Annotated in this window: 21 protein-coding genes; 11 read left to right on the forward strand and 10 right to left on the reverse strand. The window is 57.5% G+C overall.

Annotated elements, in window-relative coordinates:
- The first annotated feature begins 20 nt into the window (after positions 1-20).
- Positions 21-1,046, forward strand: a complete 1,026-nt coding sequence (locus ACZ5DH_RS10070; RefSeq protein ID WP_464256540.1) for an ABC transporter ATP-binding protein — start codon at positions 21-23, stop codon at positions 1,044-1,046.
- Positions 1,047-1,582: 536 nt separating this feature from the next.
- On the opposite strand, the gene ACZ5DH_RS10075 is transcribed toward ACZ5DH_RS10070, so the two are convergent.
- Positions 1,583-1,711, reverse strand: coding sequence for a hypothetical protein (locus ACZ5DH_RS10075; protein WP_464254162.1), 129 nt, complete (start codon positions 1,709-1,711; stop codon positions 1,583-1,585).
- Between the two features lie 461 nt (positions 1,712-2,172).
- On the opposite strand from ACZ5DH_RS10075, the gene ACZ5DH_RS10080 reads away from it, so the two are divergent.
- On the forward strand, positions 2,173-3,927 hold the full coding sequence (locus ACZ5DH_RS10080) for a methyl-accepting chemotaxis protein (protein ID WP_464254163.1): 1,755 nt from the start codon (positions 2,173-2,175) through the stop codon (positions 3,925-3,927).
- 92 nt (positions 3,928-4,019) lie between these two features.
- Here the strand turns inward: ACZ5DH_RS10080 and yedF are convergent, their stop codons facing one another.
- Positions 4,020-4,661: a sulfurtransferase-like selenium metabolism protein YedF gene (gene yedF / locus ACZ5DH_RS10085; RefSeq protein WP_464254164.1), complete on the reverse strand. Its 642-nt coding sequence runs from the start codon at positions 4,659-4,661 to the stop codon at positions 4,020-4,022.
- Positions 4,662-4,728: 67 nt separating this feature from the next.
- Between yedF and ACZ5DH_RS10090 the strand changes: the two genes are divergently transcribed.
- A complete protein-coding gene (locus tag ACZ5DH_RS10090) occupies positions 4,729-6,408 on the forward strand; it encodes a bacteriohemerythrin (RefSeq protein ID WP_464254165.1) in 1,680 nt (559 codons plus the stop codon).
- Positions 6,409-6,750: 342 nt separating this feature from the next.
- On the opposite strand, the gene ACZ5DH_RS10095 is transcribed toward ACZ5DH_RS10090, so the two are convergent.
- The 8 genes from ACZ5DH_RS10095 to ACZ5DH_RS10130 form a co-directional block, all read right to left on the reverse strand.
- On the reverse strand, positions 6,751-8,604 hold the full coding sequence (locus tag ACZ5DH_RS10095; RefSeq protein WP_464254166.1) for a lysophospholipid acyltransferase family protein: 1,854 nt from the start codon (positions 8,602-8,604) through the stop codon (positions 6,751-6,753).
- A 26-nt stretch (positions 8,605-8,630) separates the two neighbouring features.
- Complete coding sequence (locus ACZ5DH_RS10100) at positions 8,631-9,089, reverse strand: TraR/DksA C4-type zinc finger protein (RefSeq protein WP_464254167.1); 459 nt, start codon at positions 9,087-9,089, stop codon at positions 8,631-8,633.
- Between the two features lie 205 nt (positions 9,090-9,294).
- On the reverse strand, positions 9,295-9,873 hold the full coding sequence (gene pdxT, locus ACZ5DH_RS10105; RefSeq protein WP_464254168.1) for a pyridoxal 5'-phosphate synthase glutaminase subunit PdxT: 579 nt from the start codon (positions 9,871-9,873) through the stop codon (positions 9,295-9,297).
- Position 9,874: 1 nt separating this feature from the next.
- Positions 9,875-10,756 (reverse strand): pyridoxal 5'-phosphate synthase lyase subunit PdxS, encoded by an 882-nt coding sequence (pdxS, locus tag ACZ5DH_RS10110; RefSeq protein ID WP_291300995.1) that lies wholly within the window; start codon positions 10,754-10,756, stop codon positions 9,875-9,877.
- A gap of 289 nt (positions 10,757-11,045) precedes the next feature.
- Entirely contained in the window at positions 11,046-12,056 is a 1,011-nt protein-coding gene (gene cuyA, locus ACZ5DH_RS10115) for a D-cysteate sulfo-lyase (protein ID WP_464254169.1), read from the reverse strand.
- A gap of 160 nt (positions 12,057-12,216) precedes the next feature.
- Positions 12,217-13,467 (reverse strand): dicarboxylate/amino acid:cation symporter, encoded by a 1,251-nt coding sequence (locus tag ACZ5DH_RS10120; RefSeq protein ID WP_464254170.1) that lies wholly within the window; start codon positions 13,465-13,467, stop codon positions 12,217-12,219.
- A gap of 406 nt (positions 13,468-13,873) precedes the next feature.
- Positions 13,874-14,587: a cysteate racemase gene (cuyB, locus tag ACZ5DH_RS10125; RefSeq protein ID WP_464254171.1), complete on the reverse strand. Its 714-nt coding sequence runs from the start codon at positions 14,585-14,587 to the stop codon at positions 13,874-13,876.
- On the reverse strand, positions 14,584-15,834 hold the full coding sequence (locus ACZ5DH_RS10130) for a dicarboxylate/amino acid:cation symporter (RefSeq protein ID WP_464254172.1): 1,251 nt from the start codon (positions 15,832-15,834) through the stop codon (positions 14,584-14,586). The genes cuyB and ACZ5DH_RS10130 overlap by 4 nt, the downstream gene beginning before the upstream one ends.
- 513 nt (positions 15,835-16,347) lie before the next feature.
- Between ACZ5DH_RS10130 and ACZ5DH_RS10135 the strand changes: the two genes are divergently transcribed.
- The 8 genes from ACZ5DH_RS10135 to ilvC all read left to right on the forward strand — a co-directional run bounded on the left by ACZ5DH_RS10135 (position 16,348) and on the right by ilvC (position 22,919).
- Positions 16,348-17,031 (forward strand): GntR family transcriptional regulator, encoded by a 684-nt coding sequence (locus tag ACZ5DH_RS10135; RefSeq protein ID WP_464254173.1) that lies wholly within the window; start codon positions 16,348-16,350, stop codon positions 17,029-17,031.
- 90 nt (positions 17,032-17,121) lie between these two features.
- Entirely contained in the window at positions 17,122-17,976 is an 855-nt protein-coding gene (locus ACZ5DH_RS10140) for a hypothetical protein (protein ID WP_464254174.1), read from the forward strand.
- Positions 17,973-18,638, forward strand: a complete 666-nt coding sequence (locus tag ACZ5DH_RS10145) for an HAD family hydrolase (RefSeq protein ID WP_464254175.1) — start codon at positions 17,973-17,975, stop codon at positions 18,636-18,638. The genes ACZ5DH_RS10140 and ACZ5DH_RS10145 overlap by 4 nt, the downstream gene beginning before the upstream one ends.
- 61 nt (positions 18,639-18,699) lie before the next feature.
- Positions 18,700-19,002, forward strand: coding sequence for a YggT family protein (locus ACZ5DH_RS10150; RefSeq protein ID WP_464254176.1), 303 nt, complete (start codon positions 18,700-18,702; stop codon positions 19,000-19,002).
- 55 nt (positions 19,003-19,057) lie between these two features.
- The gene (locus ACZ5DH_RS10155) at positions 19,058-19,285 is read left to right on the forward strand and encodes a DUF465 domain-containing protein (RefSeq protein WP_464254177.1); all 228 of its coding nucleotides are present in this window, start codon (positions 19,058-19,060) and stop codon (positions 19,283-19,285) included.
- A gap of 22 nt (positions 19,286-19,307) precedes the next feature.
- The gene (gene ilvB, locus ACZ5DH_RS10160) at positions 19,308-20,999 is read left to right on the forward strand and encodes a biosynthetic-type acetolactate synthase large subunit (protein WP_464254178.1); all 1,692 of its coding nucleotides are present in this window, start codon (positions 19,308-19,310) and stop codon (positions 20,997-20,999) included.
- Between the two features lie 10 nt (positions 21,000-21,009).
- Positions 21,010-21,501 (forward strand): acetolactate synthase small subunit, encoded by a 492-nt coding sequence (gene ilvN / locus ACZ5DH_RS10165; RefSeq protein WP_291300991.1) that lies wholly within the window; start codon positions 21,010-21,012, stop codon positions 21,499-21,501.
- A 416-nt stretch (positions 21,502-21,917) separates the two neighbouring features.
- Complete coding sequence (ilvC, locus tag ACZ5DH_RS10170; protein ID WP_464254179.1) at positions 21,918-22,919, forward strand: ketol-acid reductoisomerase; 1,002 nt, start codon at positions 21,918-21,920, stop codon at positions 22,917-22,919.
- The last annotated feature ends 71 nt before the right edge of the window (positions 22,920-22,990 follow it).

The following is a 22,990-nucleotide window of genomic DNA, read 5'->3' on the forward strand; positions in this document are numbered from 1 at the left end:
ACATCATGAGTACAGACGCCATGCCGGTTCACACACCACAAGCCCTGCGGCAAGGCCAGCAGCAAGATCAGGCAGACACGCCCCTGCTGCGCCTGGACGACCTCTCCATCACCTTTCAGACGGACGACGGCCCCCTGCCGGCCGTGAGAAATGTGAGCTTCAGCCTGCCCCACGGGCACATCACCTGCCTTGTGGGCGAATCCGGCTGCGGCAAAAGCCTCACCGCCAGAGCCATATTGCGCCTCACGCCGGACAATGCCCGGCTGGACGGCAGCATCATGCTGGACGGGCAGGACATCTTGCGCCTGCCCCCGCGCGCACTGCGAAGCATCCGTGGACGGCGCGCCGGCATGGTCTTTCAGGAACCCATGACCTCGCTGAACCCCGTGCTCAGGGTTGGCGAACAGGTGGCGGAACCCCTGCGCCTGCATATGGGGATGCACCGCGCCCAGGCGCGCGAGGAGGCCATATCCCTGCTGGCGGAGGTAGGCATTCCCTCGCCGGAAAACCGCTATGACGACTACCCTCACCAGCTTTCGGGCGGCATGCGGCAAAGGGTGATGATCGCCATGGCCCTGGCCTGCCGACCCGACCTGCTGCTTGCCGACGAACCCACCACTGCGCTGGACGCGACCATTCAGGGGCAGATTCTGCGCCTCATGCGCGCCCGCAGCCAGGAGCGCGGCATGGCCGTGCTGCTTATCACCCATGATCTGGGCGTTGCCGCGCAAATGGCCAACACCATTGGCGTCATGTACGCCGGACGACTGGTGGAATACGCCCCGGCCCGTGATCTTTTCGCGCACCCGCTGCATCCCTATGCGCAGGGGCTGCTCCGCGCCGCTCCCAATGCCCGTTCCAGAGAACTCGACCGCCTGCCGACCATTCCGGGCAGCGTGCCCTCACTGCGCTCCATGCCTGGGGGCTGCCCCTTTCACCCCCGCTGTTCGCAGGCCATGCCCGTTTGCCGTGAAAAAATGCCTTTGACCGTTGCCGTGCGCCAGCAGCACAACGTGGCCTGCTGGCTGCACCAACCCCCCGCGTGAGCCTGTGCCCCGGCGGCGATTGGACTGACAAACCTTGAGATACTTTGTGGGGGAGGGACCCTTTTACAAAAGGGTCCCTCCCCCACGCCCCCTCCCCCGAAAACTTTTATTGCGTTTTAGAGCATGTACACTTTGAAAAAGTGTACATGCTCTAACGCTGCACGTGAGTGCGGCGCGCCACAACATGGCGTGGATACAGCCGAGCTTCAGCCGTTGCGACTCAGGAAGCTACGCTTGAAGACAGCATGCGTAGCTTCCTGAGTCGCAACGGCTGCCGCAAAGGCAGCATTGGTTATCCGTAAGCGGCAAAGACCCGCTGACGGCTACCGCAAATCGCATTTTTCGGCTGCATGAAAACTTTGAAATGTGAAGCATTTCAAAGGTAATCTGGTTTGGAGCGGCCCGCCTTTGAGGGCTTGCAGTCTCAAGGGTTATGGTACCCTTCCCATACAATATGCACGCCAGACATGCGGGGGCGGCCGCCAGGGGCTGAACCAGCGCGTCCAGAAAGCCATACCTGGGAGCATCTTTCTCAATCAGCCAACGGCGTTCAAATGAAGCACCGCCAAACCTTCATGATAGTCTCCCTTGGCATGGGCACAGGCTTTCAATTGGTCGCATGTCCAATCCTCCAGCATGGCTGGCAAATCCAAATTATTTTTCATATATATTTTTCCTCAATAATTCAGGTATAATATATAAACATATCTTTACACTATGCAAAAGGTGATTATTTGGTTAAACAAGTAACCACAAAGGCTACTGCGCGCCTGTTGCGGCGCGTTACAAGCTCACGCTTCTCACGCGACAGTCATCTGGCTGAAAATGCACGAATATGCGGCAGAGCTGTATATAGTCTGGCCTTTTTTTAGCCATAGTTGGCATTGATAACTAATAGCATGTTATCATTGCAACTTTTACCAGAAGCATTACAACAACACATAGTATATGCCAACATTAATCTATATTATATAGATTAATGCTATACAATTGTTGTTTTGCACAGAGCATTTTTTATGTAATGGTGTTCTGGTAATCTGTTTCTTGCGGTTTTCAGCTGCCAACTTTTGGCTTCAAAGCCAGACCACCACTAAATATATGAAAACACGTAAAGGTGGATACATCAATGAAGCTCAGCAGTAAAATGATCCTCTCCTTTTGCGGCGTCATTCTCATCATGCTCGCCCTTTCCGGGGTTTCTATGAAAAACCTGTCTGACATCAATAATACTATTGAAGAAGTGGACAAATCATGGCTGCCCTCTGTCATCGCCATTCAGGGCATGAACCAGCAGCTCTACTCCGTACGCGCCGACCTTTTGGGCATGATGCTGCACGACGGCACCGAAGAGATGGCCTATTATAAGGATCACATTGACGAGACTGTGAAGGGCCTCAGAGAAAACAGCAACAGATACAAAACCCTGCTCGCAGTACATGGCAACGCTGCCGACGGCAAGAACAGACAGCTTTTTGAAGAGATCACTGCTTCCCTGAATACCATAGCCGGCATCCGCGACAGGGTTGTCGCCATGGTGTACAAGCGTGAACATGACCAGGCCCTTGCCATTTACAGCAATGAGTACCGGCCGCTTTTCAGAAAGCTCATGGGCCTGTTTGATGAGATCGTGGCCCTGAACGTCAGCGGCAGTGGCGAGGCAAGTCACCAGGCCTTCAACATTGTCGAAACCTCGCGCACCACGGCCATTATCCTGACCCTGGCAGGCATTGTCATCAGCGTTTTCCTGGTCTTTTTCCTTACACGCTCGGTCAACAGGCAGTTGGGCAAGGACCCCGGCGAGCTGGACATCCTCGCCCGTCGCGTTGCGGACGGCGACTACAATGTAGACGACGGCAAGGCCAAGACAGGCGTGTTCGCCTCGATCGTGGTCATGGTCGACGCCTTGAAGCAGCATATTGAAAACGCCAGGCGCGAATCCGCCAATGCGCAGGAACAGTCGGAAAAAGCCATGGAGGCTATGGAAAAGGCCGAAGCCGCCAGCATGGAGGCCAGACAAAAAACCCAGACCATGCTTCAGGCAGCCGAAAAACTTGAAGAGGTCGCCCAGGTGTTGAGCACGGCTTCGACCCAGCTTTCAGCGCAAATCGAACAGTCTGACCGCGGAACCGCAGAAACCTCGCAACGGTTGACTGAGGCCGCCACGGCCATGAACGAGATGAACGCCACCGTGCAGGAAGTGGCCCGCAATGCCGCGCAGGCATCCACAGCCTCGGCCGAAACACGGCAAAAAGCCCAGGATGGCGCGGCCATAGTGAGCCGTTCGCTGGACAGCATCAACCATGTGCACCAGTCCTCTCTGCGCCTCAAGGAAGACATGGCCCTTCTGGGCGCTCACGCGCAGGACATAAGCCGCATCATGGGCGTCATTTCAGACATTGCGGACCAGACAAACCTGCTGGCCCTCAATGCCGCCATCGAGGCCGCCAGGGCGGGCGACGCCGGGCGCGGATTCGCTGTGGTGGCCGATGAAGTGCGTAAACTGGCCGAAAAAACCATGGCCTCGACGCAGGACGTGGGGGCGGTCATAAACGCCATTCAACACAGCACCGCCACCAGTATGGAATCTGTCGACAAGGCCGTGCAGGAGGTTGACCGCGCCGCCGAGTTCGCCAACCAGTCCGGCACCGCGCTTGAGGTCATAGTGTCCACGGTGGACGCCACCGCCGATCAGGTCAACGCCATCGCTGCGGCCAGCGAACAACAGTCCGCGGCCAGCGAAGAAATCAACCATACCATTATCCAGATCAACAATATGTCGCACCAGACGGCCCAGGCAATGGAAGAAGCCTCCAAAGCCGTGTCCGACCTGGCCGCGCAGGCCCACGGCCTGGCCAGCCTTATCAGCGACATGAAAGCATAACTTCAGGGGCACTGTTGCCCAAAGAAAAACGGCATGAAGTTCTTCATGCCGTTTTTTTTGTTATCACGGTTCACGCCCGTGCCGATCGTGCCTCAGGGACGGATGATCTTGTCCGCCAGATCCATGCTGGTCACAATATCCAGCATATTGGACGTCTCGCCCACGGCCTTGGCCTCCAGAAGGCCGTAGTGCCCAAGGCAGGCGCCGCACACAAGAACAGATACGCCCTGCTGCGCAAGCTTTTGCAGCGACTCCAGCGCCGGGCCGGGGCGTGCCGTCAGCTTGACGCCGCCATTGACAAGCACCAGCCGCCACAGCCGTGAGCCCAGTTCCGGCAACGTGGCCAGAAAGTTCTCCATAAGCTTTGCGCCCAGCGTGTCGTCGCCACGGCCCAGAGTTTCAGTGGTTATGAGAACAAGAGTGCGCAAAGCCTGCTCTTGCCCGTCCCGCGCTTCAGACGCAGCCAGCACGCTGGTCCCGGCATCCGCGGCATCCCCGGCAGCGGCAATGCGCCACTGCTGCGCCCCCTCCCGGGTTGCGCTCACCGTATACCCTCTGCCCTGAAGAAAACGCTGCACGTTTTCCAGGGCTGGCTCATTGTCGACCAGCACTTCCAGATTTTCCACCCCTTTATCCACAGCCGAACGGCAAAGGATGACAGGTTGCGGACAAGCAAGCCCCAGACAATCAATAAATTGCATAATATCAACCCCTTTGGTGACAATTGGTTTCATTTACTTTTCCTGCTGTTAAGCGTAAATATAAAATTGCCGATAGGCAAGTTAACCAAGGCAGGTAACTATGGGAATCTTGCTGCAAATCATCATCCTGTGCACCCTCATCGGTCTGGCCGTTATAAGCGGCGCCAAGGGCGCGCAATGGGCTCTTCTGGGCGTGGCGGCCCTGTGTGCGCTGGCTGACGCTGCCCTTTGGCTGGCCCACAGAAGCAAAGCCAAAAAACTGCGCGAACGCAGTGATGCTCTTTTTGCTGAAGACAATCCCGCGCGCCAAGGCGACGAAGTACAGCGGGCTGAATACTGTTTGACCCATTTGCGCGATGCTGAAAACAGCCTGGCTGAAGACGCCAACGTCATTGAAGAACTGCGGGCCGGATTGGAGAGGCTGCAGGCAAAGATCAATGACGTGGAAGAAGAAAAAAAGGCCATAAGCAACAAGTCTGACCGTGGCGCCATGGTGCTGCACAAGGCGCATACCGTGTGCAGAAACCTGTCCTCGGAAGTGCGTGAACTGGCAAGCCTTGTGAGCGAGGTCAGCAAGGGCGTTCAGGTGCAGCGCGACCACCTCACCGAGACCAGCAGCTCAATGGAAAAGGTTTCGCAAACCGCCCAGGAATCTTCACACAGGGTGCATGAACTTTCAGAAAACGCGCAAAGCTCCAGCGCCAGCGCCGCCACAGGCGAACGTGAAGTGGAAGGCGCGCTGTCCTCCATTGAAAAGCTCAAAGACACCATTGTGCACCTCAAGCAGGCCATGGCCGACCTTGGCACAAAGGCCAGCAACATCGGCCGGGTCATGTCGGTCATCAACGAGGTTGCCGACCAGACCAACCTGCTGGCGCTCAACGCCGCCATTGAGGCCGCCCGCGCTGGCGACGCCGGGCGCGGTTTTGCCGTGGTGGCCGATGAAGTGCGCAAACTGGCGGAAAAAACCATGGGCGCTACCAAGGAAGTGGAAGATGCCGTGCACGCCATCCAGGAAGAGACGCGGCGCAACGTGCTTACCGTGGACAAGGCCGCCCAGCTCAGTCTGGACGGAGCCGAACAGGCTTCGCGCGCGGGCAGCGTCATGCGCGACATCCTCCAGTCCATCAACGATACCGCCGAGCATCTTCTGATCGTGGCCAGGAGCGCGCAAGAGCAGTCGCAACACAGCACCGACACCACCAACGCGCTTGGTGAAATCCGCCACGTGGCCGAGCAGACCGCCAAACGTATGGAAACCTTCACAGGCGCCCTGCTCGGCGTTCAGAGCGGTATGGAAGAGCTGGACATGATTGTCACTGCCCTGGTTTCCGGCGATTACGAGCAGGCTACCTCCGACAAGTTCGTGCAGTGGACGCCCAAGCTCGACCTGCACGTGCCCATGGTCGACAGGCAGCACAGGCTGCTGGTGGACTATATCAACGAACTGTACACGGCCATGGCCCATAACCGCACGGCAGAAGAAATGCAGGTAATCCTGCGCAAGCTGCGTGACTATACGGCCACCCACTTTGCGGACGAGGAAAAAATGTTCACCGCCACAGCCTATCTGGGCGCCGCCGAACATATGAAAATCCACAGAAAGTTCGTGGCCAAGCTGGACGAGGTCGAGGAACAGCTCAAATCCGGCACAGCCACCGTGAGCATGGACCTGCTGACCTTCCTCAAGGACTGGCTTGTGCAGCATATCATGGGCACTGACCCCACCTATCTTCCCTACCTCAAAAAAGAAGATATGGAGCCCGCGCAACCCCACTAGCGCGCTCCGGGGTGTGGCGTCCCACACCACAGGGGCTGCCTTGTGGCCGCCCGCCTGCCGCTGAGGCAGCAGGCGCGAGGTCTTCATGCAAAGACTGTTGCGCGGAAGTTCAAATCACCGCAGGCCGTCCCGACACAATGTCGGGGCGGCCTGCGGCTTTACCTGGGGGATGAGAGGAGGGGCTGGAGATCTGAAATTCTTGGTATATGGCGCGTACGCCATGTGTCTGTGATGGCGCGCGTCGTGCCTGGCGCGCCATATCCATTGCTAAGGCATTATCCCAAAGGCGGCCTGAGCCTGAAACTCCGCGACAACGCCTGCCCTCGGTGAGGGAGCGTTTTTTCAGCGCCTCTGATCTGACCGGTCGCACATGCACGCGCCGCCACACAGGGCGACCATTCCTTCCTCGCCAAGAAAGCGGCGTAACTGCTTTTCCGGCGCGTTAAGCAGGTCCACAACCAGAAGCGCGTCCAGGGTTCCAAAGGCCCTGTCTTCGTGAAAGGCCGCTATGCGCCCTCCCAACTGCAAATAGTGCTTAAAGAGAATGGGCAGGCCGCGTCCGCCTTCCATCTGGCGTACCACGCTGTTGACGCCGTTATACTCCATTTGCCGGGCAAAGGGCAGCTCGCTGCGCAGATGACGGGGTTTGCGCCCCCGCACCAGGGCCGCAAGGGGGGCATGCCAGTGGCGCAACCGCAAATGCCGCCACAAAAGGTCTACCGATTGGGGCCGGTAGTTCAGCCCTATGCTGGCCGGGCCAAAAAGCGTGCGCGCGCCCTTTTGCAGGGCCAGTCGGGCAATGCCCTTCCAGAGCAGCATCAGCGGCGCGTATTCCTTTTGATATTCAAGGCAGACAAAAGCTCTGCCAAGTTCAAGCGCGTTGCCGCACTGGCGGAAAAATTCCGGATCATACCGGAAGAGCGAGGCCGTATAGAGGCTGCTGCGTCCGCAGCTGGCTGTATCTTCGGGCCGCACCAGACGCGCCCTGTATGAACCGGCCAGGCACTGGGCCTCCTCATCCACCAGCAGCAGATGTTCATACTGGGGGTCATAGCGGTCAGTGTCCCTGGCCTTGCCCGTGCCTTCACCCAGAGCGCGAAAGCTTTCCTCGCGGCGGCGCGTCACCTCGTCCAGCAGGAGTGGGCACTCGCTGCCGTGCAGCGCGTACACACTGTACCTGCCTTCCCTGGCCAGAACGCTGCTCTCGGGCAAAGCCGCCAGAGCCGCCATGAAGTCCTGCTGGTCCGCGCTTTCGGCCAGCGGTACCTGCCGCCATTCGCCAGCGATTTTTTGAGCAATGGCGCGTTTGCGCGCGGGAACCAGAGCCTCACGGTACATGCGCAAACAATGGGTGCGCTGCACGTGGTCAAGGCCGGTCAGGCTCTGTTCTTTCAAGGCTTCTCCCACCCACAGCGTCGCACGACTTCCGCGCTGCCGCCAGAGAACGCGCGGCAGCAGGGCCGTGGCAAGTCCTTCATGCAGGAATGCGGCGGAAAGAAAGAAGGGATCGGCGCTGGCCTGCACGTGCAGGGGAACGTATTGGACGCGGGACGCTTCCTCCCCGCTGCCCTCCTTTTGCCGCCATTCGCCAAGGCGGCTCAAAAGCTCCGTCCAGGGCTGTTCTTCCAGCCCCGCTCCGGCGCGCCAGCGGGCCACCCTGCCAGCGGGGAAAATTCCCAGGGCTCCGCCCCGGCGCAAATGCCTGACGGCAACGCGCAGGGACGCGCCATTGGCCGCCCTGTCTTCGCCCGAAAGGTCCAGAGGCAGCAGCATGGGAGCCAGCGGAGCCAGTTGGGGCAGTTGCAGCAGCCGGGAACTGGCAAATATTTTCAGATCAGGGCGCGCCCTTCCGCACAGCGCTGCCATTATCAGGCCGTCCAGAGCGCCAGTGGGATGGTTGGAATAAAAAATCACCGGCCCTTCAGCAGGGATGCGGGCCAGGCTCTCCTCGGAACAACACACGTCAACATCCAGTTGCGTCAGACTGGCGGCGGCCCAGCTGTGCGGGGCGTCGCAGACAGGCAGACGCAGCACGGCCCGTTCCAGGGGAGCCAAACCGGCCAAACTGCGACCAAAGGCCCGCATCTGACGGTTCAGGTCGCCGGCCAGACGCCGCAGGGGCGAACGGCCGGGGCCGCCTCTGCCTGAAGGTTCCCGCCCCGGTGCCAGGGGTAGCAGGTCTGTGGTTCCTTGCATATGGATCTCCTGATTGTTTACCGTATTCAGCAAAACCGGGGCTCTGGTGTGGCGGATGCGTCAAATCCTGACAAAGGCCCTGAAGCCGGTACCGATGCCGACCATGCCGCCGGCCAGAACGCTGGCGCGCTTTCAGGCTGCTCCGTCAGAGGAAAGGCCATATTTTCCATCTGCTGCTGGCAGTAAAGGCACCGCGTGGTGCCCGGAGCCGCCATCAGGCGCTCAAGCGGGATGTCGTCGCCGCAGTCGACGCACTGACGGGGACCGTTGTGCTGTAAAAGATGCAAAAGACTCTGGAGGTCACGGATGCGCTGAGCACTGCGTCGCGCGCTGCACTGCGCCAGATGGGCGGCTTCCAGATGGCTGGCCGCATCCACCTCGTCGGCAAAATGCTGGGCCTGAAAAATGGTGCGCAGCTGGCCCATACGCTGCAATTCGTCGGCAAGTTCTTCCTGAAGACGCCTGAGCATGAGTGTGGTTTCCATAACTGCCTCCCCGGAATTTCCGGTGGTTGAACTGTTGTTCTTGAGGCAGTGTGCATGCCCATTTTGGCAGCCAGGTGTCGGCCATGTTAAATCGTGCGGCACGTTGACGGCAAATTGAGGAAAAATTCAGGGGAGGAAAATAAAAAGGGGAACGCCAGACGACGTTCCCCCCGTTCAAAACAGGAAGGCTGTTGGTTTCAGGCGGCTATTGGCCGCGCATATTCAGAAAGTAGCTGTGCAGGCGCGTATCCGGCGTCAATTCCGGATGAAAGGATGTGGCCAGAATATTGTTCTGGCGCACAGCCACGGCCTGACCCTTGACTTCGGCCAGCACCCTGACTTCCGGCCCCACGCTGATGAGCACCGGAGCGCGGATGAATACCGCCGGAACAGGGTCGGGGCCGATCTCGGGAATGCTGAGTTCGGTCTCAAAGCTGTCCACCTGACGGCCAAAGGCATTGCGCCGTACGGTGGCGTCCAGCACGCCGAGGCGTGGCTGGTCCGAGTTTTCAATGGTGCGGCACAGCAGGATAAGCCCGGCGCAACTGCCGTAGACGGGCATGCCCTGCATGACGCGTTCGCGCAAAGGCTCCAGCATATGCCACTCGTTGAGCAGCTTGCCCATGGTGGTGCTTTCGCCGCCGGGAATGATCATGGCATCAATGCCGTCCATATCCTTGAGCTGGCGCACTTCGCGTGCCGCCACGCCCAACCTGGACACAGCGGCCATATGTTCACGAAAGGCTCCTTGAAGAGCCAGAACGCCCACGCAACGTGCGGTCATCTTACCAGCCCCGCTCCTGCATACGCTCACCGGAAGGAATGGTGGAAATTTCAATGCCCACCATGGGTTCGCCCAGATCGCGGGATATTTCGGCCAGCATGGCGAAGTCCTTGTAGTTGGTCACGGCCTGCACAATGGCTTTGGCGCGCCTGGCCGGGTCGCCGGACTTGAAGATGCCGGAGCCCACAAAGACGCCGTCGCAACCAAGGTGCATCATCAGAGCCGCGTCGGCCGGAGTGGCGATGCCGCCAGCGGCAAAGTTGACCACGGGCAGGCGGCCTTCTTTGCGCACGAGCAGACACACTTCAAGAGGCGCGCCGATTTCCTTGGCAAAGTTGGCAACTTCGGCTTCGGGCAGACCGCAGAGAACACGCACTTCGTTCATGACCTGGCGGCAGTGACGCACGGCCTCGACCACGTTGCCGGTGCCGGGTTCGCCCTTGGTGCGGATCATGGCCGCGCCTTCGGCAATGCGGCGCAGGGCTTCGCCCAGGTTGCGGCAGCCGCAGACAAAGGGCACGGTAAAATCGCGCTTGTCGATATGGTATTTGTCGTCAGCGGGAGTGAGAACTTCGCTTTCGTCAATGTAGTCCACACCCATAGCTTCAAGGATGCGGGCTTCCACAAAGTGACCGATGCGGGCCTTGGCCATAACCGGAATGGTGGCCACTTCCATGATTTTTTTGACAATGGTGGGATCGGCCATGCGGGCCACGCCGCCAGCGGCGCGGATGTCCGCAGGCACACGTTCCAGCGCCATAACAGCGCAAGCCCCGGCCTCTTCAGCAATCTTGGCTTGTTCTGGAGTGGTGACGTCCATAATCACGCCGCCTTTCAGCATTTCCGCAAGGCCTGTTTTCAGGCGGATGGTACCCTGTTCCATGTTTCTACTCCTTCTGAGCCGGGTCCGCCGGCGAGGTATTGGCAGTCTACCGCTCACGCTGCGGCGTTGCTGGGGTGCTATATAAGCGATAAAAGCGCGTCTGACAATCAGTGGATACCGCCTCAAGAATAAACTCACAGGGCGTATACGCCCTGCGATATTTTCTTGTCTCTTGTACCAAGTATTGGGAATATTGGGCAGGTTTCAAAATTTCCGTCCGGCGGGCTCCGCTCAGATATACGGAGCCCGCCGGACAGGAGTGGAAAATCAAATCGACCGAAAAACCAAGTTACGCCCAGGACTTATGAAATGTATCCAGATAGGCGAACAGGGCCGGTGAACCACCCGTATGCAGGAAAAGTACATTACTGCCCACGGGGAATTTATCTTTGCGCACAAAGTCGATGAGGCCGGACATAGCCTTGCCGGAATAGACGGGGTCAAGCAGGATGCTCTCCGTACGGGCAAGCAGGGTCACGGCTTCGACCATAGCGTCCGTAGGCAGGGAATACCCGGGGCCAACGTAGTCATCATAGGCCACAACCGATTCGCGCGGGAGTGCCGTTTTGACGCCCATGCTGTTGGCGGTCTCCAGCATGAGATCATACACTGCCTGTTCCTGCACTGACTTTTTACGGTTAACGCCAACGCCAGTGACGGGGATGTTCATATTGCAGCCGAGAATGCCCAGCAAAAAGCCAGCGTGTGTTCCGGCACTGCCGCTGGGCACGACAATATGATCAAAATTGAAGCCCTGCTCGAACATTTGCTGCTGCAATTCCTGCGCACATTGCACATAGCCCAGCGCACCGATGTGATTGGAAGCGCCGCCAGGAATGATGTAAGGCTTACGACCGCTGGCAGCAAGTTTATCGGCCAGTTTCTGCATTTCCTGCATCATTGGACTTCCGCCGGGAACCACTGTGGTGGACTTCACCCCCATCATCTGGAACAGAAAGTTGTTGCCTGAAGATTCCGGCTTGTAGCTGCCGGCCACGCGTTCTTCAAGAACCAGGTGGCAGTCCAGGCCCTCTTTAACGGACCAGGCCAGAGTCAGGCGGCAGTGGTTGGACTGGACAGCGCCGCAGGTGATAATGGTGTCGGCCCCTTTGGCAAGGGCGTCGGCTATACAGAAGTCCAGCTTACGGGTTTTGTTGCCGCCCCCGGTACCGGGCAGCAGATCGTCACGCTTGATCCAGATGTTGACCTTGCCGCCCAGAGCCTTGCTGAAAGCTGGCAGGGGTTCTACCGGGGTAGGATGCTTGACGTAGCCGCGACGGGGAAACTGTGCGAGATTCATACAATTCTCCTTAAATAGCAGTATAGTCTGCTGTTGATTATGGTAAAAATCAAAGGGCTGCTGTTCCCTTGGCCATTTCCACAATGGTTCTGGCCAGCACATCAGCCGCGTCAACGGAAAAAAATTCCGTAATCGCCGTCAATAATACCCAGTTCGGTCATTACGCAAACCCCATCTTGACGTTTCCGCTCTGGTCGTCGTCGTCCGCAAGATGCTTGCCGCCGAACTTGTTGAGCACCACACAGGCCATGGTGTTTCCGTAGACATTGACGGCTGTCCGCCCCATGTCCATAAAGCGGTCAACGCCGGTGATGATCCCGATGGCCTCAAGCGGCAGGCCCAGGCTTTGGCAAAGGGCCGCGACAACCACAAGCGATGCAGCGGGTACGTTGGCTGTGCCTTTGTTGGCGATGAGGGTGGTCGCAAGGATGGTCAGCAACTGGGGAAAATCCAGATGCAGGCCGTAGGCTTCTGCCAGAAAGGTGATTGCCAGCGACTGATAGAGAGCAGCACCGTCAAGGTTAAAGCTGTAGCCCAGCGGCATGACGAAAGAGACAACTTTTTTCGGGATACCGTTACGTTCAAGAATTTCCATATGCACGGGCAGAGTCACCTCCGCAGAACATGTCGTAAATCCGAGAAGCAAGGGTTCCAGAATTTTTTTGGTGGTTTTGAGAGGGGAGATGCCCAGAAGTTTGAGTATGACCATGAATATGCAGACGATAACCAGAATTCCCAGATAGAACACTCCGATGAGCTTGCTCATGGCGATAAGCAGAACCATACCTTGCGAGGCGATGGCCCAGGCAATGATGGCGGCCACGGCCAAGGGCGACGTGGCAACGATGCCTCTTGTCAACGTGAACATGGCTTCCAGAATGCCTTCCATCCCTCTGATGACAGGCTTGCCCTTTTCGCCAATGGCGCCAATGCACAGGCCGAAACATATGGCGAAAAAGAGTACGGGAATAATTTTCTGCTGGGCTGCGGCCATGATCACGTTGTCGGGGATGATATCCAGCAGGAATTTCGTCCAGTCGATATGCGTGGCGAGGTTTGCAGGAATTGCCCCGGTAATCTCAAGGGCTACCCCTTGCGCCGGGTGGAAAAAGTGATTCAGGGTAATACCGATGATGATGGCCATGCCCGTAGCGGTATAAAACCAAAGAAAAGCCAGGCCACCCAGCCGTCCCAATTGCTTTATGTCCTGGCTCATCTTGCTGATGCCCAAAGCTATGGCGCAAAATACAAGAGGAATGACTACCATCTTGATGGCCTTGATAAAGGCCGTTCCGATGGGTTGCAGGGTTTTGCCGAAGTCCGGCCACAAAAAGCCAATGGCGGCTCCGATGGCCAGACCCACCAGAATTTGCCCGTACAACGGGAATGATCGTTTTAAGTGTGCAGCCATTATGTTTCTCATCGGTTTAAAAGTTCAGTCCGACGACCTCACTGTAATACCTTACTCTGACTCTGGACTTACGTTTTGCGCTGTTCCTTGACGCGACGCGTTTTCTGGTTTCGTTTCGGGCAGAGACTTGTGTGCGCCTGTTTTACCCTGCGGCATGAAATGTTAAAATGTCAAATGTCAACATTTAATGATGCACTCTCGCTCAACTCCTTAGAGCAATTTCACTTTGAAATTGCTCTGGTGGATGCGTAAGCAGACGTTCGCTACGGAGGCGTCAGCGCAGTTTATCTGCGCGGTTAAACGCCGAAGTGAGCGTGCCTTAAACTTTGAGAATGTATATTCTCAAAGTTAATCTGCTCTAGTAAGAGCCAAGAACGAATATTCACAATATCAATATTGCGGTGCATCAAAGGGCTGTTGTTCCCTTGGCCATTTCCACAATGGTTCTGGCCAGCACATCAGCCGCGTCAACAGAAAAAATTCCGTAATCGCCGCCAATAATACCCAGCTCGGTACAGGCGATGGCAATGCCCTGCGCGCCCTGCTCTTTGACGTCACTGACGATTTCGCCAAAGGCCGCACGTACGCTGTCTCCGGTATGCCCGGCCTTGATATCTTTTATAACCCCCAAGAGGCGCTGTTCCTGCATGGGAGAGGCGTACACCGCCTGGATGCCAAACCTGCGGCAAGGCTCTTCATACAGATGAGTGAGACGTACGGCGGGTGAGGCCATAATGCCAAGTTTTTTTACATCCGGGCGCTGCCGCGCCACGGCTTGCACTGTCAGCTCGACCATGTGCAGAACAGGAATGCGCACGGCGTTGCGAACGGAGGGGTAGTAGTTATGCGCGGTATTGCAGGCAATGCACAGAAAATCCGCGCCCCACGCTTCAAGTTTGCGCGCCATATCCGCCATGCACGGGCCGGGATCTTCGCCGCCACCCTCCAACAGGGCCTTGATGCGCGACGGAACCTTGGGATTGTTGTCCACAATGCAGCGCACATGGTCGATATCGTCCCTGGCGTCCGTATGGGCTATGATGCGGCGCATCAGGTCCACCGTGGCTTCCGGCCCCATGCCGCCCAGAATTCCCGCGATTTTCTCAGGGGCGGTGGTCATTGCGCAAACCCTATCTTGGTGTTTCCGCCCTGGTCGTCGTCCGCAAGATGCTTGCCGCCAAACTTGTTGAGCACCACACAGGCCACAGTATTTCCGTAAACATTGATGGCCGTTCTGCCCATGTCCATAAAGCGGTCAACGCCGGTGATGATGGCAATGGCCTCCACCGGCAGCCCCAGGCTCTGGCAGAGTACGGCGATAACGACCAAAGCCGCGGCCGGTACGTTGGCCGATCCTTTGTTGGCGATAAGTGTGGTCACGAGGATGGTCAGGAGTTGGGAGAAATCCAAATGCAGACCATAGGCTTCTGCCAGAAAGGTGATCGCCAGCGACTGATAAAGGGCCGCGCCGTCAAGGTTGAAGCTGTAGCCAAGAGGTATGACAAATGAAACAACTTTTTTAGGAATGCCGTTACGCTCAAGAATTTCCATATGCACGGGCAAAGTCACTTCCGAAGAGCAGGTAGTGAAACCCAGCAGCAATGGTTCCAGGATTTTCTTGGTAGTATACAGGGGTGAAATGCCCATCAGCTTGAGAATGACCATGAAAATGCAGATAATAACCAGAATGCCCAGGTAAAATACGCCAATGAGTTTGCCCATGGCGATGAGCAGAGTCGTGCCTTGCGAGGCGATGGCCCAGGCAATGATGGCGGCCACGGCAAGAGGAGAAGTGGCCACGATCCCCTTGGTCAGCTTGAACATGGCTTCCAGAATGCCTTCCATCCCCCTGATGACAGGCTTGCCCTTTTCGCCAATGGCGCCAACACACAGGCCGAAACATATGGCGAAAAAGAGTACGGGAATAATCTTCTGCTGGGCTGCGGCCATGATCACGTTGTCGGGAATGATATCCAGAAAAAATTTCGTCCAATCAATATGCGAAGCAAGGTTGGCGGGCAACGTACCCGTGAATTCAAGGGCAACCCCCTGAGCCGGATGAAATATTTGGTTCAGGCTGATACCGATGATGATGGCCACTCCCGTGGCTGCGTAGAACCAGATGAAAGCAAGCGCCCCCAGGCGGCCCAATTGCTTTATGTCCTGGCTCATCTTGCTGATGCCCAGAGCAATGGCGCAAAACACAAGGGGGATGACTATCATCTTGATGGCCTTGATAAAGGCCGTTCCGATGGGTTGCAGGGTTTTGCCGAAGTCCGGCCACAAAAAACCGATAGCTGTTCCGATGGCCAAACCCATCAGGATTTGCCCGTACAACGGGAATGATCGTTTTAAGTGTGCGGCCATTATGTTCCTCACAGGCTTAAAAGTTCAGTCTGACGACCTCGTTGTAATACCTCACTCTGACTCCGGACTTACGGTTTGTGATGTCCCTTGGCGCAATGCGTTTTCTGGTTTTGCTTCGGGCAGGGTCTTGCGGGCGCCTGTTTTACCCTGCGACATAAAATGTTAAATGTTAACATTATGTGATGCACCTTTGCCCAAATCCCCAGGGAGTGTCAAGAGTAAATATTCACAATATTCGCATAATTATGAATTAATTATATATATTTTTAAAATACTCTTGTGACACTAACTGAATTTCAAAGTGTAGCCCTGTTATACTTCACCGAAAACAACCGGTGTGCCTTGCTTGCTGTAGCCGCTTGGCGCTCCTGTTACACGCCCACCCTCTCGACCGCGAGACACAAATCTGCTAACTGTTTTACAGCGGCTTGGCGCAGCACTTTACCTGCCTGCCCTGCAGGCTATGCCCCACCTGTTTCGGGGTGCAACCTAAGAAACAAACCCTGAAAACAGATGAAAGCCAATCTCTGCATAACTTACAGCGCTCAAGTCATTTCCCACATCAAGGAATGCTTGCTCAATGGAACGCTCAAACCTGGCGACCCCATACGGGAAGTGGCCTTGGCCGAAAAATTGGGGATAAGCCGGGGGCCTGTACGCGAAGCTATCCAAGCCCTTGCCCTTGAAGGCCTGGTGAGCAGTTTGCCGCAAAAGGCAAAATATATACGCCAGATGGACGCCAAAGAGATTGAAGACAGCTACAACATGGGGGGAACGCTCGAAGGTGCGTGCATTGTTCGCTCCTTACCTCATATGAACGATGAGGCCATGAGCGATATCCGCGATAAATTCCGGCAGATAGAAGAGTCCTGCCGCCAAGCCTCGGGGCTGTCAGATCTGAGCGAGGTTGATGACGCATTCCATAATGCCCTGATGGTCCGTTGCGACAACAATCTCATGGTGGATACGGCGAGAAAATCCTGCTGGCATATTTCAAAGTTTCTCTACTACAGGATCTGGGACAAAATTTTTACGCCGCAAGAATTTTTAAAGCGCCACCTTCTTATTCTTGAAGCCGTTGAAAGTCGTGATCCTCACCGTATTGAGAAAGTGCTGCGCGAGCATTATGCCGAATCGGGGCGTCGGTTCGGTGCGGTTGTCGCTGCCGAAAATTCCGCAGCAGTTACGAAAAAGTAGACTATACCAGATGATGTATCAGGCATGGCAGACCACACGCTTTACGCTTCAGTGCCCCTGCTGGCGCTCGGCCCCTTGTAAGAGAGTATAATGACTACACCTACCCCCTGTGTGCGGCTGCCTTTTTTGCGCGGCCCTCTGTCTGACTCCGGCCCGGAGGATGCCGACGCCGCAGCCGTGTCTGCCGTGCATCCCGGCGCTGACGCGGCTCTGCTGCTGTGGCCGGGCCTCCCGCAAGCTCCGCCGGAGGGCGTGTACTGCCCGGCGGACTACCCGTTCAGCCAGCGCGAAGCCGCCGCCTGTCTTGAAGACCTGCGCCAGATGGGCGACGCCGCGCTTTCGGGCCTCCCAGTGGGCGCCACTGCGGCGGCCAATCCCCGCGCTGCCCGCCGCGCCTCGGAAATGGCGCTTCTGCGCGGCCTTGACGGCGCGGACACTGAGGCCGCCCTCAAGGCCGAGGCCGCCCGCAAGCTGCGCATCGAGCGCGAGCAGGCCCAAAAGGCGCTTATCTGGGCATGGCTTCAGGAAGAACGCCTGGCCGAGCTGGCCGACATGGCCCGCGCCCTTGCGCGAAAATCCGGCACGTTCACACGCTCTCTCGGCGTAGAGGACGAAGACGCCGACGCGCTGGCCGCTTCCGGCGGCTACGCGGGCACGGGCATTCTGGGCGCGCCTGTTTCGCTGGATCTCGGTCTCATGCCGCCCTGGCGGCTGGTTGTGGCCAATGCCATGTATTTTCTGCCGCCGGATATGCCCATTCTGGCCGAAGGCCCCATGGCGGAGGACTTGCAGGAAACCCTGGATTTCGCCCCCGCCGCTGCCCCGGCGCACGCCGCCCTGCTCCGCGCCCGCGCCCCTGCCTGGCGCGCCATGGGCCGAAGCCGCCCCACGGGCGCGCAGCCGCTGGATGCGGAACGCCAGTGGCTTGTGAGGGTCGCGTCATGAGCCGTCTTTTCGCCAATGGCCTTGCAGGGGTCATATTTGACTGCGACGGCGTCATTGTGGATTCGCGTGAATCCAACAATGCTTTCTACAACCGTGTGCTTGAGTACTTCAATCTGCCGCCCATGACGCCAGAGCAGGAAAAATTCTGCTTTATGGCCACTGCCATGCAGGCCCTGCTGCACATTGTGCCGCCGCATTTGCATAATCAGATAAGCTATGTGACCAGTAACGTGGTCAACTACCATCGCGACATTATGCCCATGCTGCGTCTGCAACCAGGGTTTGTTGATTTTATTGACTATCTGCGGGACAAGCAGGTGCGCATGGCTGTGCATACCAACCGCAGGCTTGAGGGAATACAAACGGTTCTGGACATTTTCGGCCTGCCCTCCTATTTTGATCCTGTGGTCGCAGCTGATACGGCAGCGCCCAAACCGTCTCCCGAAGGCACCTTGCGGATATGCGCCACATGGCAGACCCCGCCGGAAACCGTGCTTTTTGTGGGCGACAGCGAGCATGACAAAGAAACGGCCCAGGGGGCGGGCGTGGTCTTTGCCGCATTTAACGGCGGCGCTTTGCGGGGACAGATAACAGCAGCCGATTATGCAGACCTGCGCGTGGCCCTGGACGACGCACTGCCGAGAAGCAGCGCCAGGATATGAGGCCCGGCCCCGCCGGGGCCTTTACGAAAGTTGACACAAAGACCGCCACGCTGGAGGGCGCATGATCATTCTGGCCAATACCATGAGCGCCGTTGCTATGATTCTGGGTTCACTGCTGAGCCTGTATTTCTGGATAGTCATTATTGCCGCCGTACTCACCTGGGTGCGGCCGGATCCGTATAATCCCATAGTGCGCACCCTGCGCGCCCTCACGGAGCCAGTGTTCTATCGCGTGCGCAAATGGCTGCCCTTTACCTACTCCAGCGGCATGGATTTTTCACCTGTGGTGGTGCTGTTGTGCATTGAGCTTTTCAACCGCATTGTGATTGCCTCACTGGCGCAATACGCCCTCACCATGCAATAATACCGGTTTCACTCGCGGGATTCCGCGTCCGAACATCTAACAATGGAGATTTCTTATGGATCAGCATGAACTAGAAATCCTAAATAAGTATGCGGCCACTGATCCGGAGCTGAAATCCCTTTGGGAAGATCATGTGCTCTATGAAAAGCAGGTAGAAAAGCTTGAAGGCAAGGCCTTCCGCACCCCTACTGAAGAACAGACCTTGAAGCAGCTGAAAAAGCAGAAGCTTGAAGGAAAAACCCAGCTCATGGCAATCCTGGATCGTCTGAAAAAACAGGATTAGCATGACTGCGAAGGAGCCGGTCATGGAATGTACAGGTGCGCAGATTCTCCTTGAGTCCCTGAAGAGAGAAGGCGTTGACGTGCTGTTCGGATATCCCGGCGGCGCTGTGATTGACATTTACGACGAACTGCCGCGACATCAGGAAATCCGTCACGTGCTGGTACGGCACGAGCAAGGGGCTGTGCACGCGGCTGACGGCTATGCCCGCGCCTCCGGCAAGGTGGGCGCATGCCTGGTAACTTCAGGCCCCGGCGCCACCAATACGGTGACGGGCATCGCCACAGCCTATTCCGACTCCATTCCTCTAGTGGTCATTACGGGGCAGGTGCCCACACAACTGATCGGCAATGACGCCTTTCAGGAAGTGGATATTGTGGGCATCACCCGCCCCTGCACCAAACACAACTTCCTGGTAAAGGACATCAGCAAGCTGGCCCTTACCATACGGCAGGCCTTTTATCTGGCGCGCACGGGCCGCCCCGGGCCCGTGCTCGTCGACCTGCCCAAGGACATCATGCAGGCCAGAGCCGAGTTCATCTGGCCTGAAGACGTCTACATGCGCAGCTACAACCCCACCTACAAGCCCAACCTCAACCAGTTGCGGCGCTCGGTGGAAGAACTCGCCAAGGCAGAACGCCCGGTCATTCTGGCTGGCGGCGGCGTTATCATGTCCAACGCGGCCGAGGCGCTTACAGGTCTTGCGCGCAAACTGCAGATCCCGGTGACGTGTTCGCTCATGGGCCTCGGGGCCTTTCCGGCCACAGACCCGCTGTGGCTCGGCATGGTGGGCATGCACGGCACCTATGCCGCCAACCTGGCCATCAACAATGCCGACGTGCTGGTCTGCGTGGGCGCGCGCTTTGACGACCGCGTGACGGGCAAACTGGCGGGCTTCGCGCCCAAGGCGCGCATCGTGCATATTGACATTGACCCCACCTCCATTCGCAAGAATGTGGAGGTGCAGGTTCCCGTGGTGGGCGACTGCCGCCTGGCCCTTGAAGGCATGTCCGAGATATGCGACGCCAAGCTTGAAGGCAAGGACTGGGCCAGCGAGCACGCCGCGTGGCTTGAGGCCGTGGGTGAATGGAAGAAGAGCAAGCCGCTCTGCTACCAGAAAAACCACAACATCAAGCCGCAGGAAGTTATTGAAACCCTGTACGAACTTGCCAACGGCGACGCCATCATCGCCACCGAGGTGGGCCAGCACCAGATGTGGGTTGCCCAGTTCTACACCTTCACCAAGCCCCGCACCCTGCTGACCAGCGGCGGGCTCGGCACCATGGGATATGGCTTTCCCGCGTCCATCGGCGCGCAGTTCGCCTTTCCCGACAAAAAGGTCATTACCGTGGCGGGCGACGGTTCGCTGCAGATGAACATTCAAGAACTGGGCACTGTGGTGGCCAACAAGCTGCCCATCAAGGTGGTCATCCTGAACAACCGTCATCTCGGCATGGTTCGCCAGTGGCAGGAACTCTTTTACAACCAGAACTACAGCTCCACCAATATGGAAGCGCAGCCGGACTTTGTGAAGCTGGCCGAAGCCTATGGCGCCGAGGGCTATCGCATCGAAAAGAGCGAAGACCTGCGCGCCACGCTTGAAAAGGCCCTGGCCTCGCCCAATCCTGCCTTTATTGACGTTGTCGTGGAGCGTGAGGAAAACGTGTACCCCATCGTGCCCGCTGGTGCGGCGCTCGATGAAATGTTGCTGGTGTAAGGGAGGGGCTATGAGCAAAAGACATGTGCTTTCCGTGCTGGTGGAAAACGAACCGGGCGTCCTTTCCCGCGTAGCGGGGCTGTTCAGCGGACGCGGCTTTAACATCCACTCGCTCAATGTGGCCCCGGCCCTGGAAGAAGGCGTTTCACACATGACCATCACCACTGAGGGCGACAGCCTGATTTTGGAGCAGATAATGAAACAGCTGCACAAAATCGTCTCCGTCATCAAGGTGGTGGACTTCGCGGACATACCCGCCGTGGAACGCGAAATGATGTTCGTCAAGGTGCAGGCGGAAGGCCCCATGCGGGGTGAAATTCTGCGCACCGTCGAGATATTCCGCTGCAAGGTGGTGGACGTGAGCTCCAATGAAATGACCATTGAGGCCACCGGCAACCAGGACAAGCTGGACGCCATCATCAACCTGCTACAGCGGTTTGGCATCAAGGAACTGGCGCGCACAGGCTCTGTGGCCATACGCCGTTCCAAAAAGACGGATTAGAGCATTTTAGCTTTGAAAAAGCTCAAATGCTCTAACGCTGCACAAGAGTGCAGCGCGCCACAACGTGGCGTGGATTCTGCCGGAAATCACATTTTCCGGCAGAATGACGACTTTGAAATGTGAAGCATTTCAAAGTTAATCTGGACTGGCCCAAAGCCCCGGACTCTGCCCGCTTTCGCGCCTGACGGCCCACAAGGCCCTCTCCGGCGCGCGAGCGACGCAGGCGGCACGCCCTTTATCCCCAAGGGTTCCCCTGCGCGCAGGCATGACCGGTTCCGTCCGTTGCGCCTCCAGGCCGCACCACTGCCGCAAGGCAGCAATGCCGCCGGGGGCATACGTCAAGGCCCCCTATGTTCTCTTCGGGTGAAGAGAAATGTAATTTTAGCTAACCGTGAGTGATCTCAAAGGAATTTCAGATGAAAGTCTATTACGATCAGGATGCCGACCTTAATCTCCTGAAAGATAAGACCGTGGCCATCATCGGCTACGGCAGTCAGGGACACGCCCACGCCCAGAACCTGCGCGATTCCGGCGTCAAGGTTGTGGTGGGACAGCGCGCTGGCGGCGCCAACTACGAACTGGCCAAGGAGCATGGCTTCACCCCTGTTTCCGCAGCCGAAGCCGCTGCCCAGGCTGACCTGATTATGATCCTTTTGCCCGACGAAGTGCAGGCCTCTGTCTACGAAAACGACATCAAGCCCCACCTCACCAAGGGCAAGGCCCTGCTGTTCGCTCATGGCTTCAACATCCACTTCTGCCAGATCCAGCCGCCCAAGGATGTGGACGTGTTCCTCATCGCCCCCAAGGGCCCCGGCCATCTGGTGCGCCGCACCTACACCGAAGGCGGCGGCGTGCCCTGCCTTGTGGCCATTCATCAGGATGCCACCGGCAACGCCCTCAAGATGGGCCTGGCCTATGCCAAGGGCATAGGCGGGGCGCGCTCCGGCGTGATCGAAACCTCCTTCCGTGAAGAAACCGAAACCGACCTCTTCGGCGAACAGGCCGTGCTCTGCGGCGGCGTTTCCGCCCTGATCAAGGCTGGCTTCGAAACCCTGGTGGAAGCCGGGTACCAGCCTGAAATGGCGTACTTCGAATGCCTGCACGAAATGAAGCTCATCGTTGACCTCATGTACGAAGGCGGCCTTTCGCGTATGCGCTACTCCATCAGCAACACCGCTGAATACGGCGACTACGTCACCGGCCCCCGCCTGATCACCGATGAGGTGAAAAAAGAAATGAAGGGCGTGCTCAAGGACATTCAGAGCGGCGTGTTCGCCCGCAACTTCATCCTTGAGGCCCGCGCCAAGTATCCCATGTTCCTGACCACCCGCCGTAACGAGTCTGAACACCAGATCGAAACCGTGGGCAAGGAACTGCGCAGCATGATGTCCTGGCTCAAAAAGGACAAGAAAGACTAAGGCGGATTGCGTTTGAGGATGCACATCCTCAACGCTGATCTGCGCAGATAAAACGACGCTGCAACCGCTTT

This window comes from Desulfovibrio simplex (genome assembly GCF_055387835.1).

Excerpts from the sequence above, each read along its gene's own strand:
- ACZ5DH_RS10070 (WP_464256540.1), top strand. The coding sequence starts at position 21 with ATGCCGGTTCACACACCACAAGCCCTGCGGCAAGGCCAGCAGCAAGAT.
- ilvC (WP_464254179.1), top strand. The coding sequence starts at position 21,918 with ATGAAAGTCTATTACGATCAGGATGCCGACCTTAATCTCCTGAAAGAT.
- ACZ5DH_RS10130 (WP_464254172.1), bottom strand. The coding sequence starts at position 15,834 with ATGGCCGCACACTTAAAACGATCATTCCCGTTGTACGGGCAAATCCTG.
- yedF (WP_464254164.1), bottom strand. The coding sequence starts at position 4,661 with ATGAAACCAATTGTCACCAAAGGGGTTGATATTATGCAATTTATTGAT.
- ACZ5DH_RS10150 (WP_464254176.1), top strand. The coding sequence starts at position 18,700 with ATGATCATTCTGGCCAATACCATGAGCGCCGTTGCTATGATTCTGGGT.
- ilvB (WP_464254178.1), top strand. The coding sequence starts at position 19,308 with ATGGAATGTACAGGTGCGCAGATTCTCCTTGAGTCCCTGAAGAGAGAA.
- cuyB (WP_464254171.1), bottom strand. The coding sequence starts at position 14,587 with ATGACCACCGCCCCTGAGAAAATCGCGGGAATTCTGGGCGGCATGGGG.
- ACZ5DH_RS10140 (WP_464254174.1), top strand. The coding sequence starts at position 17,122 with ATGACTACACCTACCCCCTGTGTGCGGCTGCCTTTTTTGCGCGGCCCT.
- ACZ5DH_RS10100 (WP_464254167.1), bottom strand. The coding sequence starts at position 9,089 with ATGGAAACCACACTCATGCTCAGGCGTCTTCAGGAAGAACTTGCCGAC.
- ACZ5DH_RS10075 (WP_464254162.1), bottom strand. The coding sequence starts at position 1,711 with ATGAAAAATAATTTGGATTTGCCAGCCATGCTGGAGGATTGGACATGC.
- ilvN (WP_291300991.1), top strand. The coding sequence starts at position 21,010 with ATGAGCAAAAGACATGTGCTTTCCGTGCTGGTGGAAAACGAACCGGGC.
- ACZ5DH_RS10120 (WP_464254170.1), bottom strand. The coding sequence starts at position 13,467 with ATGGCTGCACACTTAAAACGATCATTCCCGTTGTACGGGCAAATTCTG.
- ACZ5DH_RS10090 (WP_464254165.1), top strand. The coding sequence starts at position 4,729 with ATGGGAATCTTGCTGCAAATCATCATCCTGTGCACCCTCATCGGTCTG.
- pdxT (WP_464254168.1), bottom strand. The coding sequence starts at position 9,873 with ATGACCGCACGTTGCGTGGGCGTTCTGGCTCTTCAAGGAGCCTTTCGT.
- ACZ5DH_RS10135 (WP_464254173.1), top strand. The coding sequence starts at position 16,348 with ATGAAAGCCAATCTCTGCATAACTTACAGCGCTCAAGTCATTTCCCAC.
- ACZ5DH_RS10155 (WP_464254177.1), top strand. The coding sequence starts at position 19,058 with ATGGATCAGCATGAACTAGAAATCCTAAATAAGTATGCGGCCACTGAT.
- cuyA (WP_464254169.1), bottom strand. The coding sequence starts at position 12,056 with ATGAATCTCGCACAGTTTCCCCGTCGCGGCTACGTCAAGCATCCTACC.
- ACZ5DH_RS10080 (WP_464254163.1), top strand. The coding sequence starts at position 2,173 with ATGAAGCTCAGCAGTAAAATGATCCTCTCCTTTTGCGGCGTCATTCTC.
- pdxS (WP_291300995.1), bottom strand. The coding sequence starts at position 10,756 with ATGGAACAGGGTACCATCCGCCTGAAAACAGGCCTTGCGGAAATGCTG.
- ACZ5DH_RS10145 (WP_464254175.1), top strand. The coding sequence starts at position 17,973 with ATGAGCCGTCTTTTCGCCAATGGCCTTGCAGGGGTCATATTTGACTGC.
- ACZ5DH_RS10095 (WP_464254166.1), bottom strand. The coding sequence starts at position 8,604 with ATGCAAGGAACCACAGACCTGCTACCCCTGGCACCGGGGCGGGAACCT.